General features: G+C 69.1%; 15 protein-coding genes. 3 read left to right on the plus strand and 12 right to left on the minus strand.

Features of this window, described 5'->3' with window-relative positions; genetic code table 11:
• Positions 1 to 110: 110 nt before the first annotated feature.
• The 12 genes from AC37TH_RS03515 to AC37TH_RS03570 all read right to left on the minus strand — a co-directional run bounded on the left by AC37TH_RS03515 (position 111) and on the right by AC37TH_RS03570 (position 10,193).
• Positions 111 to 1,280: a flagellar hook protein FlgE gene (locus AC37TH_RS03515; RefSeq protein WP_490762972.1), complete on the minus strand. Its 1,170-nt coding sequence runs from the start codon at positions 1,278 to 1,280 to the stop codon at positions 111 to 113.
• Positions 1,281 to 1,310: 30 nt separating this feature from the next.
• The gene (locus AC37TH_RS03520) at positions 1,311 to 1,763 is read right to left on the minus strand and encodes a flagellar hook assembly protein FlgD (RefSeq protein WP_490762973.1); all 453 of its coding nucleotides are present in this window, start codon (positions 1,761 to 1,763) and stop codon (positions 1,311 to 1,313) included.
• A 68-nt stretch (positions 1,764 to 1,831) separates the two neighbouring features.
• Positions 1,832 to 3,334 (minus strand): flagellar hook-length control protein FliK, encoded by a 1,503-nt coding sequence (locus AC37TH_RS03525; RefSeq protein WP_490762974.1) that lies wholly within the window; start codon positions 3,332 to 3,334, stop codon positions 1,832 to 1,834.
• Positions 3,331 to 4,188: a C40 family peptidase gene (locus AC37TH_RS03530; RefSeq protein WP_490762975.1), complete on the minus strand. Its 858-nt coding sequence runs from the start codon at positions 4,186 to 4,188 to the stop codon at positions 3,331 to 3,333. Before AC37TH_RS03530 ends, AC37TH_RS03525 begins: the two co-directional genes overlap by 4 nt.
• The gene (locus tag AC37TH_RS03535; RefSeq protein WP_490762976.1) at positions 4,185 to 4,475 is read right to left on the minus strand and encodes a flagellar FliJ family protein; all 291 of its coding nucleotides are present in this window, start codon (positions 4,473 to 4,475) and stop codon (positions 4,185 to 4,187) included. Before AC37TH_RS03535 ends, AC37TH_RS03530 begins: the two co-directional genes overlap by 4 nt.
• 142 nt (positions 4,476 to 4,617) lie before the next feature.
• A complete protein-coding gene (locus AC37TH_RS03540; RefSeq protein ID WP_490763848.1) occupies positions 4,618 to 5,934 on the minus strand; it encodes a FliI/YscN family ATPase in 1,317 nt (438 codons plus the stop codon).
• A 20-nt stretch (positions 5,935 to 5,954) separates the two neighbouring features.
• A complete protein-coding gene (locus AC37TH_RS03545; RefSeq protein WP_490762977.1) occupies positions 5,955 to 6,551 on the minus strand; it encodes a FliH/SctL family protein in 597 nt (198 codons plus the stop codon).
• Positions 6,541 to 7,560, minus strand: coding sequence for a flagellar motor switch protein FliG (fliG, locus tag AC37TH_RS03550; protein ID WP_490762978.1), 1,020 nt, complete (start codon positions 7,558 to 7,560; stop codon positions 6,541 to 6,543). The genes AC37TH_RS03545 and fliG overlap by 11 nt, the downstream gene beginning before the upstream one ends.
• On the minus strand, positions 7,557 to 9,146 hold the full coding sequence (gene fliF / locus AC37TH_RS03555) for a flagellar basal-body MS-ring/collar protein FliF (RefSeq protein WP_490762979.1): 1,590 nt from the start codon (positions 9,144 to 9,146) through the stop codon (positions 7,557 to 7,559). Before fliF ends, fliG begins: the two co-directional genes overlap by 4 nt.
• Complete coding sequence (gene fliE / locus AC37TH_RS03560; protein ID WP_490762980.1) at positions 9,146 to 9,460, minus strand: flagellar hook-basal body complex protein FliE; 315 nt, start codon at positions 9,458 to 9,460, stop codon at positions 9,146 to 9,148. Before fliE ends, fliF begins: the two co-directional genes overlap by 1 nt.
• Positions 9,460 to 9,852, minus strand: coding sequence for a flagellar basal body rod protein FlgC (locus AC37TH_RS03565; protein ID WP_490762981.1), 393 nt, complete (start codon positions 9,850 to 9,852; stop codon positions 9,460 to 9,462). Before AC37TH_RS03565 ends, fliE begins: the two co-directional genes overlap by 1 nt.
• Positions 9,852 to 10,193, minus strand: a complete 342-nt coding sequence (locus AC37TH_RS03570) for a flagellar basal body rod protein FlgB (protein ID WP_055897377.1) — start codon at positions 10,191 to 10,193, stop codon at positions 9,852 to 9,854. Before AC37TH_RS03570 ends, AC37TH_RS03565 begins: the two co-directional genes overlap by 1 nt.
• Positions 10,194 to 10,741: 548 nt before the next feature.
• On the opposite strand from AC37TH_RS03570, the gene AC37TH_RS03575 reads away from it, so the two are divergent.
• From AC37TH_RS03575 to AC37TH_RS03585, 3 genes are read left to right on the plus strand one after another with little or no spacing between them, the layout of a single operon-like run.
• Complete coding sequence (locus AC37TH_RS03575) at positions 10,742 to 11,056, plus strand: hypothetical protein (RefSeq protein ID WP_490762982.1); 315 nt, start codon at positions 10,742 to 10,744, stop codon at positions 11,054 to 11,056.
• The gene (locus AC37TH_RS03580) at positions 11,035 to 11,679 is read left to right on the plus strand and encodes a vitamin K epoxide reductase family protein (RefSeq protein WP_490762983.1); all 645 of its coding nucleotides are present in this window, start codon (positions 11,035 to 11,037) and stop codon (positions 11,677 to 11,679) included. Before AC37TH_RS03575 ends, AC37TH_RS03580 begins: the two co-directional genes overlap by 22 nt.
• Positions 11,680 to 11,700: 21 nt before the next feature.
• Complete coding sequence (locus AC37TH_RS03585) at positions 11,701 to 12,471, plus strand: DsbA family protein (RefSeq protein ID WP_490762984.1); 771 nt, start codon at positions 11,701 to 11,703, stop codon at positions 12,469 to 12,471.
• Positions 12,472 to 12,649 lie beyond the last annotated feature (178 nt).

A 12,649-nucleotide genomic window follows, 5' to 3' on the forward strand; every position in this document is an offset into this window, starting at 1 on the left:
GACCCGTCGCCCCGGCCTTCGCGGTTGCTCGCATGGCTGAATGCTACAACCGTGCCCCACGACGATCGCGACTGCCGCCGTGGGGCCTGGTTGTGCCCGACCCTGCGCGGTTACCGCTTCAGGTTCGTCAGCTCCTGCAGCACCTCGTCGGAGGTGGTGATGATGCGGGCGTTCGCCTGGAAGCCGCGCTGGGCGACGATCAGGTTGGTGAACTCCTGGGACAGGTCGACGTTCGACATTTCGAGAGAGCCGCCCTGGATGGAGCCGAGTCCGGCGTCGCCCGGGCCGCCGAGCTGCGGGTTTCCGGAGTTGACCGAGGCGCGGTAGCCGGAGCCGCCCGCCTTCTCGAGGCCGCCCGGGTTGACGAACGTGGCGAGCGCGATGCGGCCGACCGCCTGCTTGTCGCCGTTCGAGAACAGGCCGATCAGGGTGCCGTCCGGGGAGAGGCTGAACGACTCGAGCGTTCCGGCCTGGCGGCCGTTCTGGTCCTTGAACGCGACCGTGGTGAGGTCCGCGTATCCGGTGACGGAGCTCAGGTCGACGGCGACGCCGCCGACGGTGATGCTGCCTCCCGTGGTCAATACACCGTTGGTGAAGGCGAGGGTGCTGTTTCCGGTGGCCGCACCGTCGGTGCCCGCCACATTCCAGCCAGCCCCCGTCTTGGTGAACGTGAGCGACAGCGTGCGGGCGGCGCCGGTGGAGTCGTAGACCTTCACGTCGCGCACGAGCTGGTCGCCGACCGCCGCGCCGGACGGCAGGTTGCCGGAGACGGTGCCGGTGGTCGTGGCCGATGCCGGGGCGACCGCCTTCAGCGGGATCGTCACGTCGCCGAGCGCTCCACCCTGCTGGATGACGCCGTTGACGGCGTTCCAGCCCTGCAGGATCGCCCCGCCAGGACCGACCAGGCGGCCCTGCGCATCCGGGTCGAACGAGCCGGCGCGGGTGTAGAGGGTCTCGCCGCCGACCTTGGTGACGAAGAAGCCGTCGCCGTTGATCATCATGTCGGTCGCGCGGCCCGTCGCCTGCGCTGCGCCCTGCGTGAAGTTGGTGGAGATGCCGGCGACCAGCACGCCGAGGCCGATCTGGGCGGGGTTGGTGCCGCCCGCCTGGCCCTGACCGCCGCCCGCGCCACGCACGAGCTGCGACAACGTGTCCTCGAACTGGACGGCGGACGACTTGAAGCCGGTGGTGTTGACGTTGGCGATGTTGTTGCCGGTCACATCCAGCATGGTCTGGTGCGAGCGGAGGCCGGAGATTCCGGAGTAGAGGGAACGGAGCACGATGCTGCCTTTCTGTGAGGTTCGGTGATGTCAGGCGGTCGGCGCGGGGACCGGCGGAGGGGAGACCACTCCGGAGATCGCGTCGAGGTTGATCTTCTGGTCGCCGACGGTGACGACCGGGACCGCCCCCGCATAGGAGACGGAGGAGGCGAGGCCGGTCTTCGCCGTGCCGTCCTTGTCGAGGTAGCTGACGGTGTGCCCGACGAGGGCCGCCGCCGCCATGCGCATCTGCAGAGCGAAGTTCTCCTGGCTGGTGGTGTCCAGGTTGGTGAGCTTCTCCATGGTGGCCAGCTGCGTGGTCTGGGAGATCATCTGGTTGGTGTCCATCGGCGAGCTCGGGTCCTGGTTGCGCAACTGGGTGACCAGGAGCTGCATGAACGCCTCACTGTCGAGGGACTGCTTCGGCTGCCGGGTGGGCAGGGTGGAGTAGATGCCGCCTGTGGCGGCGGTGTCGCTTGCTCCGGTGATGGGGTCGACGGCCACGGTGGCTCCCTTCTGTTGTGAGGCTGGTTGGTTGTCCGGTGATGGTGGATGCGGGGTGCCGTCGTCGGTCAGACGACGAGGTCGATGGTGTGGCCGCCGCCATAGCGCACGGCGCTCTGGCGGTCGGTGGCGGCGAGCCGGTCGGCGACGGTGTCGGTCGACGACGGCTCCGCTCGGGATGCGGTGGACGCGTTGCCCTGCTGGCCAGCCGCCCCGCCGCGCCTGTCTTCGGCCTGCGGCTGATTCTGGCTGGACAGGTCGAGACTGCCGGACAACCCGGCGCCGGTGAGGTCGCGCCGCAGGTCGGGAAGGATCGCTCTCAGGGCGTCCCGTCCGCCGTCGGTGGGAGCGAACAGTTCGACGCGTACGCCCTCGGCACCGACGTGGGCGCGGACGGTGACAGGGCCGAGAGTGTCCGGCGTCACGTGCATCGTCATCACGTGGTCCCCTCGACCGGCGGACGCGAGCGTGAAGATCGGACGCGCGAGCTGCTGCGGCAGAGCGGGCTGGGTGTTCTGAGTGTGGGCGGCCGGTGCGGAGGCAGTGGGTGCGGAGGCCGGCGCGGTGGGCGCGCTGGCGACGGGTGGCGTCGGGGCTGTGACACCGGGGGTGGATGCGATGGGTGCCGAGGGTGCGACCGGAGCGTCGTCGGTGGGGCGGGCGGCTGCAGGAGCGGTGGCGGGCGAGACCGACGTGGATGCCGACGCTCCGGCAGTGGATGCGCTTGGCACACTGACCGCAGGCGCGGCGGGCGTGACGGCAGGCGCGAGTGCCGCAGCGACGGGAGCGGCAGCCGAGGCGGCGACCGGGCTCGACGTCGAGGATGCGGTGCTCGGAGCGACCGGAGCGGCGGGCCCCGCGGCGGTCACGGCGGGTGCCGGAGCGTCGGTGGTGGCCGACGGAGCGACGGTCGGCATCGGCTGGTCGGGGTGGTCGCCGCTTCTGGAGCCGGTTCCCGAGCCGGCACCGGCCTCCGTCGGCGTGACGGTGGGCGTGACGGCGGCCGTCGTTCCGGAGACGCCCGTCGCAGCGGAGGGCGGGGTGGTCGGAGCGGGTGCGTCGGTGGCGGCGACCGCAGCGGGCACAGCCGGAGCAGCTGCCGTCGTCAGCGAGACGGTCGAATGCGCCGCCACTGTTGCCGTCGGCGTCACGGTCTGCGCCGGAGCGGCTGCGACAGCAGGGAGCGGAAGCTGCCCGGGCGCGACCGGTGCGACCGGAGCTTGTGCGGCGGCCTGGTCGGCCGGGTCGGCAACCGGCGTTGCCGGCGACGAGCCGTCCCCCGGGGCGGGACGCGAGGTCGGACGCGGAGCGGCCCCCGCGGCGTCGGTCGGCGTCGTCGACGTGTCCGCCCGATCGGCGGTGCTCGCCTTCGCGGGCTTGCGGGGCCGCGGCTCGGACGACGATGGCTCATCGCGGGAGGCGGGACGTGCATCCCGAGTGTCGGACCGCGAAGGCGTCTGCTGGTTCGCGCCCGCAAGGAACTGCTGGAAGGCGTCCCCGCCCTTCGAGTGCGTGCGCGTACTGCTCGCGGCGGGCGGCGCGGTGGTCACCGGCGCGACGGAGGGGCTCATTCGCTTCCCCCGCCGAGCATGGATGCGAGGAGCGCCCGCAGCTGCGCGGCCTGCGCAGCGGCGGACGAACCGGAGGACGACTGCCCGGCCAGCGCCGAGAGGCCGGAGAGTCCAGAGAGGCCCGACAGTCCCGAGAGGCTTGCAAGCCCGGCCAACCCGGACGAACCAGAGAGACCCGACAAGCCGGACAGCCCAGACAGGCCGGACAGCCCAGACAACCCAGACAACCCAGCCGCCGACAACCCGCCGGCGCCGTTGAACGACGCGGGCGCGCTCGCCAGTGCCGGGCTCGCCTCCGGCACAACGCGACGGATCGTCACGATGTCGGAGTCGTCCATCCAGTTGTTCACCAGGCTGACGTTGCGTCCCTCGCTCGGCGCGTGGATGACCTTCCCGTCTCCCGCGTAGATCACGATGTGGTCGCCGCCGTTGGTGACGATGAGGTCGCCCGGCTTCGCCTGCGCGAGCGACGGCACCTCCGTGCCGAGGGTGGACTGGCCGGAGACGAGGCGGGGGACGTCGATGCCGAGGTCTTTGAAGACCCGCTGGACGAGGCCGGAGCAGTCGAGGCCGCTCGACGACGTTCCGCCGAACACATACGGCACGCCGAGGTACTTCTTCGCGTCGGCCACGACGTCCGCGCCCGTCACAGAGCCGCCCCCTGCCGCGCCCCCGACACCGGACGTCTCCCCGACGGCTCCGGCGAGCGCGTTCGCGAAGTCGGTGCCCGAGGTGGCTGAGGTCCCGGACGCTCCGGAGGCGCCTGACGCCGACGACGCTGCCGTGGGGTTGTCGATCTGCACCAGCGTCGCCTGGATCTGGCTGATCCTCGTGAGTGCGTCGGTGACTGTCATGCGTCGTTCCCTTCCCGTTCGCGCACCCAGGCGCCTGTGGCGATCTCGTCGATGGCGGCCTGTTCGGCGCTCAGCTCCCCGGCGATCACGCCGGCGGTGTGTCGTGCTTCGAGTTTCTCCAGGCCGACGGCACGGGCTTTCGCCTCGCCGAACGCGGTCTGCGCGTCTGCGACCTCCGCCTCGGCCTTCTCGGAGAGCGCTGCGAGGTCGGCGAGCATACTGCGACTGGAGGCGCGTGCCGCCGCCATCGCGAACAGCGTGCTCGCGTCTGTGGCTTCGACCGGCACCGCGTGGAGTGCGGCGATTGCTCTCGCCTGCCGCTCCCCGCATCCCGCCGGAACGCGTTGGCGGCCGCGAGGTCGCTCGCCGCGTGGTCCTTCTCGATCTGGCGCAGTCGCAGCAGACCGGCCAACTGGAACGCCCGAGCCATCAGACACCTCCGAGCATGGTCACCAGGGTGCCGAGGCGCTGCCACGCTTCGGCCGGGTCGGCGCTCTCGCCGAGGTTCTGCCGCAGGAAGTCGTTGATCGCGTCTTCGTGGGCGACCGCCGCATCCACGCGCGGGTTGGTGCCCGTCTTGTATGCGCCGACATCGAGCAGGTCCTGGGCCGCGACCTTGGCGGCGAGGATGCTGCGCAAGGCGACGGCGGCGGCGCGCTGCTCCGGCGTCGTGACGCGGGAGGCGAGGCGCGAGATGGAGCCGAGGACGTCGACGGACGGGAAGTGCCCGACCACGGCGAGGCGGCGGTCCATGACCACGTGGCCGTCGAGGATCGAGCGCGCGGCGTCGGCGATGGGCTCGTTGTGGTCGTCGCCGTCGACGAGCACGGTGTACAGCCCGGTGATCGAGCCGACCTCGCCCGTCCCCGCGCGTTCGAGCAGTTGCGCGAGCAGAGAGAAGGTCGACGGCGGGTATCCGCGGGTGGCGGGCGGCTCGCCGACCGACAGGCCGATCTCGCGCTGCGCCATCGCGACGCGGGTCAGCGAGTCCATCATCAGCACGACGTGCGAGCCGGCGTCGCGGAACGATTCGGCGATGCGCGTCGCCGTGAACGCCGCCCTGAGCCGCATCACGGCGGGCTCGTCCGACGTGGCGACGACCACGATGGAGCGTGCCAGCCCTTCCGGCCCGAGGTCGTCTTCGAGGAACTCGCGCACCTCGCGGCCACGCTCCCCCACCAGCGCGATCACCGAGATCTCCGCCTCCGTGCCGCGCGCGATCATCGACAGCAGCGACGACTTGCCCACACCGGATCCGGCGAACAGTCCGAGACGCTGCCCTCTGCCGACGGTGACGAGCGTGTCCAGCACGCGCACCCCCAGTCCCAACGGGCTCTGGATGCGCGCCCGCCGCATGGCCTCCGGCGCCCGGTGGTCGATGGGCACGAACGCGTCGGGCTCGATCGGTCCCTTGCCGTCGACGGGACGGCCGAGCGAGTCGATGACGCGGCCGAGCATCCCCCTGCCGGTCGGGACGAGCAGCGGTGCGCCGAGTGCGCGGGCAGGCGCACCGGCGCCGATGCCGGTCAGACGACCGAACGGCATGACCCGGATGCGCTCCGCCGAGGTCGCGACGACCTCCGCGTGCACCCCAGGTCGCTCCCCGACCACGACGATGTCTCCGATCGCGGCGGGAACGCCCTCGATCTCCGCGCCGAGTCCGACGATGCCGACCACACGGCCGACCTTCTCGACCCGCGCGGCGCGCACGGCCTCCGCGATGCGTGGAAGCGTCGCAGCGGCCATCCCGTCCGTCATCACAGCACTCACCCCAGGGCCTCCCTCGCCCTGTCGAGCGCCGACCGGATGCGCGCATCCAGCCAGCCGTCCGGGAGGTCGCCCACCCCGTCGCCCGGCGCGAGCGACGGGTCGGCCACGAGACGCACCGCATCCCCGGCCGCGCCGGCGCCGATCGCTGCGAGATCGTCCGGGTTCAGCCGTACGACGCTGACCGCTCCGGCGATATCCGCGCTGAGCACGCGCGCCACGGCGGCGTGCGCGGCCGCGGTGCGGTCGGCCAGCGCATCCCCCACCACGGCTTCGGCCAGCGAGAACGCGGCCTCGATCAGCGCGTCCTCGGCCTCTGTCAGCACCGGCACCGTCGCCTCGCGCAGCTCAACTGCCGCGTTCCGCAGCGCGGACGCCAGCACCGCCAGCCGTTCCGCCGCCGCGGCGTCGTCCGCTGCACGGCCGGCCTCCGCCGCCTCGCGCCACGCCCGCTGCTCCTCGGCGGCAGCGCGCAGCCCGTCCGCGTACCCGGCGGCGTACCCGCGCGAACGCGCGACGCCGACCTGGGCGACCGCCTCTGCGGTCTCGGCGATCACCGGGATCGTGACGGGAGCGAACACGGCGTCATTCGACATATGCGTCCTCGTCGCTGCGCTGCACCGTGATCGCACCGGTCGCCTCGAGGTCGCGGATGGCACGGACGATCTCCGCACGGGCGTCCTCGACCTGCGAGAGCCGCACGGGGCCGAGCACGCGGATCTCGTCCATCAGGATCTCCCGGTTGCGCTCGGACAGGTTGGTCGTGATGGTCTCGATGACCTGCTCCGTCGCCCCCTTCATCGCCACGGCGAGCATGGCCGCGTCGATTCCGCGCAGCACCTGCTGCACGTCGCGGTCCTCCAGCTTGACGATGTCGGCGAAGGTGAGCATCCGGGAGCGGACCTCCTCGGCCAGCTCCGGGTTCCGGCGTTCGAGGGCTTCGAGAAGCGCCTTCTCTGTGCTCGCATCCGCCCGGTTGATGATGTCGACGAGCGGCTGCACGCCCCCGACCACGTCGGACGAGTCGCGAGCGCCGACGACGGCGCCCGCTCGCTGCTTGAGGGTGTCGGCGACGACGCGCACCGCATCCGGGCTGGCGCTCCCCATCGTCGCGATGGCGTGGGCGACGTCGGCGCGGGCCGTCTCGTCGAGCCCGGCGAGGATGCGGGAGGCGTGGTCTGGGCGCAGATGCGCGAGCACCAAGGCGCTGGTCTGCGGCAGCTCCCCCGTCAGCAGCATCTGCACCTGGCCGGGCTCCACCGCATCCAGGAACTCGAACTGCTTGCCCGCCATGCTGGACGCGACGCGGTTGAGCACACCGGTGGCCTTCTCGGCGCCGAACGACGCCTCCAGCAGCCCGACGGCGATGTCCCGTCCGCCGCGGGTGCTCGTCCCGCCCCGGACGGTGATGTCGTGGAACTCGCTGATCGCCTTCTCGGCGATGGCCGGGTCGACCCTGCGCAGCCGCAGGATTTCGGCGGTGATCTCGTCGGCCTCCTCCTCGGAGAACTGCTTCATCACCTGGGCCGCGCGCTGCTGATCCATGTTCATCAGCACGATGGCGGCCTTCTGGGCGCCGGTCAGCGGCGCTTTGAGCTCGTTCATACGCCCTGCCGCTCATCCATCAGGTTGCGGAGGAACTCCGCGGTCTTCTGCGGGTCGCGCTCGGCGAGCGCCTCGATCTCCGCACGGCGACGCTCCGCCTCCAGCTCGGGGGCGCTCGGGTCCGGCAGCGGGTCGAGCTGCATCGGGACGGTCGGCAGCGCCTGTTCGAGCGCGATCGGGAACGCAGCGGCGTCGAGCTCGACCGTGTCTGCCGCCTCCAGCGCGTCCTCCGCCGCCCGCTTGCGGCTGCGGCGGATGAGGGCGAAGACGATGATCACGGCGGCGAGGATGGCCGCGCCGATGATGGAGGTGCGGATGATCCCGGTGAGCTGATCGGCCGCCGCCGCGTCCTTCGCCTCCTTGATCGCCTTCGCCGCCTCGGTGGCGCCCGCCTTGCTGAAGTTGACCATCTCGACGCTCACCGAGTCGCCGCGCTTCACGTCGATGCCGGCCGCGGCGTTGACGAGGTTGCGGATCTCGTTGGCGCTCACGCCGCCGACCGCGTCCTTGTTGAGCGCGACGGACACGGTCTGCCTGTTCACCGCTCCGGCCGGGATGGTGCGCTGCTCGGTCACCTTGTCCACCGCGTTGTCCTTGGTGGCGGACTGCGAGTTGAAGGTGCCGTTGCCGTTCGAGCCGTTCGGCACGGCGATGTTGTCCGGTCCGAGCACGCCCGCCGCCGAGCCGCCGGAGCCGGTGTACGTCTCCGACTGGGTGGTTTCGCTGAGCGACGGAGCGTTCGTCGGCGTCGTGTACGACTCTTCCGTGCGCTGCGCAGACTCGGTGCTCACATCGGCCGCGACGGCGACCGTCGCGTTGCCGGGACCGACGACCTTGTCGAGCATGTCCTGCAGAGCGGTCTTCACGCGGGCCTCGTAGTCGCCGGCCTGCTTGTCCGCTCCCCCGACCGCTCCGGACCCGACCGCACTGAGCACGGTTCCGGAGGCGTCGATCACCGCGACATCGGTCGGCTTCATGCCGGTGATGGCCGCGCTGGTGAGATGCACGATGGCCTGGACCTGGTCGGCGGACAGGGTCACGCCGTTCTGCGTCTCCACGAACACGGAGGCTGTCGGATCCTTCTTCTCGGACACGAACACCGTGTCCTGCGGGATCGCCAGGCGCACGGAGGCCGTCTTGACGCCCTTCATCGCGCTGATGGTCGAGCCAAGCTCGCCCTCCATCGCCCGCTTGTACGTGACCGACTGCTGGAACTCGGACGACGTGACGCCCATCTTGTCGAGCAGCGAGTACCCGCCCGTGTTCGACGTCGGCAGCCCGGCGGACGCCGCCTTCAGCCGTTCGTCGTAGACCTTCTGCTGCGGCACGAGGATCGTCCCCCCGCCATCGGTGAGCTGATACGGCACGCCGTCGGTGCGCAGCTGGTCGACGATGCTGGACGCATCCGTCGCCTGCAGGCCGGAGAACAGCGGCGTGTACGCCGGCTGCGACGCCCACATCGTCAGCCCGGTGATCCCGAGCGCGACCACGGCGACGCCGATGATCGCGATGACGCGCTGCGCGATCGAGAACCCGCGGATCGAGTCGCCGATCCGCCGGAAGAAGCTCGTGACCTGCTGTGGCATCAGGCCTGCATCCGCATGATCTCGTTGAACGCATCCACGGCCTTGTTGCGGACGCCGGCGACGAGCTCAAGGGTGACCTGGGCGCGCGACGATGCGATGGTGGCGTCGTGGATGTCGGTGAGGTTGCCGGTGACGGCCTTGATCGCCAGCGAGTCGCTGGTGCCCTGCAGCCCCTGCAGGTTGTCGATGGCGCCGGTCAGGGAGTTGCCGAAGGCCGCTCCCCCGGTTCCGGTGGCTCCAGAGGCGGCGGACAGCGCGTTGGCGGCACCCGTGGTGTCGACGGCGGTCACGCCGCCGATGGCGGGAATGGGCATCAGTTGCGTCCGATCTCGAGTGCTGCCTGGTACGACTCTTTGGCCCTGTCCACCACGGCGGCGTTGGCCTGGTAGCCGCGCTGCGCCATGATCAGGGCGCCCATCTGCGACGACAGGTCGATGTCCGGGTACCGCACATAGCCCTTCGCGTCGGCGATGGGGTTGTCCGGCTCGTAGACCATCCGGCCCTCCGCGCTGCCGTACGCAGCGCCCGCGACGTACACGCCGGAGGTGCCCTCCCCCTCCTGCGCGACGACGTAGCGCGCCTGGAACGCAGCGCCGTCGGTCGGCTTCGCCGTGTTGATGTTGGCGAGGTTGTCGGAGATGGCGTCGAGCCACTTGCGGTGCAGGGTCATTCCCGTGCCCGCGATGCCGATCGCGTCGAAAGTCATCAGCTGGTCCTCAATGCCGCTCGGATGGACGAGAACTGGCCGCCTGCCGCCTGCGAGGCGAACTGGAAGCGCAGCACGGTGTCCACGTTGGACAGGGTCTCTGTGTCGAGGTTGACGTTGTTCCCGTCGAGCCTGGTCGGTTCGAGCGAACGGGCGACAGTGGATGCGGCGTGGCCGTCCCCCTGCGCGACGGAGCGGGCGAGCGCATCCTCGAACGACACCCGCTCGGCGGTGTATCCGGGGGTGTTCACGTTGGCGATGTTGTTGGCGATCGCACGCTGCCGGGCGGCGAGGCCGTCGAGGGCGCTCGCGAGTGCGGCACTGGTCACGGATTCGAGCACAGCTGCATCCCATCGGAAGTCGTCTGGTGTGGCGGCCGATCCGTGGCCTTGTCTGCGAGCGATCCGTGCTCACTCTCTGTTATCGGCAGGTGCGCCGCGGACGTTAGCGATTCGATGGATCCGTCTGCGGAGAACGGCCGTGTAACCGTCTTCGTGCACAGCTTCATCCACAGCTCTGCACACCCCTGGAATTACACGGCGGTAGTTTCGAAGACGCGTTCGAAAGATGTGAATGGCGTTCAGAAAGCCTGGTCAGCGGTAGTTTTGAACCTTGACGCGATCTGTGAGTGCACACATCTCGCGCGTGTCCTCCACACGTTTGGGGTACTCATCCACCTGTTTTCCCCAGGGTTATCCACAGGTATTGAAGTGGGCGCGTCACCGCGCACGAGCCACTCATGACGCGCGGGCATCTCCCACCGCGACTGCGGCATTGCGGCGACCCAATGCTTTTCCGAAAGCACAAGCTCGCCTGATTAATATATGATTTATACGTAATGTTACGTTTATTCTGCCGCGCGAAGCTGCGTGGCAGAAAGAGATACAATATGAATCATCTGAAGCGTCGAATCATCACATTCGCGGGCAGCCTGGCTGTTTTGGGCGGAGTCGCCTTGGCAGCTGCTCCCGCCGCGAGCGCCGCACCAACATGCAGCGGCGTCAACTACAACGGCAGCATCGCCTCAACGAGTTGCAGCGGTAGCGGCGAATTCCGCTTGGGCGTCACGTGCTATGCGGCGTGGCCGTGGGAGTCCACCTGGACCAAGTACAGCGGCTGGATGAAGGCACCCCTGAGCGGTGCTTTCTCGGCCTCGTGCAATCTGACGACCAATAACGCGAAATGGTTCGTCGAACGCCGCTAGAAATCAACGATAGGGAGCGCATCATCAGTAAGCATTCGCAGAAATACGGTGGTGCGCTCTTCGTCGTGCTCGGCCTTATTGGCTGGACCGCATCCTTCACCCTCGTCCTCGAGAAGTTGAAACACCTGGAGTCGCCGAGCGCGCAGCTCGCGTGCAGCGTGAACCCTTTCGTCACCTGCGCTCCCGCAATGGACTCGTGGCAGGGGTCGCTGCTCGGTTTCCCGAATCCGCTCATCGGAGTCGCCTGTTTCGTTGCGCCGATCGCTGTCGGTGTAAGCATCCTGAGCGGAGCGACATTCGCACGATGGTTCGCACTGTCTTTCGTCGCCGGTATCTGCCTGGCAATGGTGTTCATCGTCTGGTTGATGGCGCAGACGGTGTTGTCGATCGGCGCCCTCTGTCCTTACTGCCTCGTCGTCTGGGCTGCGATGATCCCGCTCACACTCGCAGCGATATCGTGGGCCGCGTCCAGCGGGGCGTTCGGCACGTCCTCAGCGCAATCCGTCGGCAGAAGAGTGCTTCGCGTGTGGTTGTGGCCTCTCGCAATTGCGTGCTATCTCGTCGTCTCCGTCGTGCTGCTCGTAAACTTCCCACTCCTCTTGCCATTCCTTACCAGCCTCTGACCTACGCAATCCGGAAAGACCATGACCGACCATCACCAGCTCGACCCGAAACGCGACCGCCGCGAGGCGGTCCGAGCAGCGGCTCGCACGCTTCGCGAAGAGGACCGACGGCGCTCACGACGCAGAAGAGTACTTGGCATCGGTGCAGTGACAATCTGCGCGCTGGTCGGCGGGCTCGCCGTGACGATGGCAGTCGTCGCAGCCGTCCAACCGCCCGCCGTCCCACGTAACACCCACTCCGGTGCGATCCTCGTCGGCAACAGCAGGAGCGATTCGCCGCGCGTCACGATCTTTCAGGACTACCTCTGCCCCCATTGCGGCACCTTCGAGTCTGCGAACGGGGAGCAGTTGGCTTCCCTAGTCGCGTCGGATGCAGTTGCGCTCGAGGTTCATCCGCTGGCCATCCTCACGACCATGTCGTCGGGGACCAAGTACTCGCTGCGGGCGGCGAACGCGGCCGCCTGCGTGGCCGATCTCGAACCCGCGACATTCCTGGAATTCAATCAGGCACTCTTCGCCCACCAACCCGAAGAGAACTCCGTGGGCCTCACGAACGCTGAGCTCACGGATCTCGTTCCGAAATCAGGCGCCACCACCGCGATCGGAAGCTGCATCGACAATGGCACATTCACTCGTTGGGTTGAGTCCGAGACGAATCGTGCCACGACCTCTCCTGTCCCGGGATCCAAGCTTGAGCGGGTCACGTCGACTCCGACCATCCTCGTCGACGGGATACCATTCACGGGCGACATCAGCGACCCGGACGCCTTCGCCGCGTTTCTCAAGCGCTGATCCATCCAGCCGATCCGGTCAGAGTAGGGCGGATACGGCCAGACCGCCGACGGAACCGCGCACATTGCCGCGAGGTGACACGTGACCGTCCATATCGACGGGTTAGACCCAGGGATTCGAGGCCATCCGCAACAAAAATAGGGCCTCCGAAGAGGCCCTAAAACCCGGCGGCGATGCA

Source organism: Leifsonia sp. McL0627 (assembly GCF_058244615.1).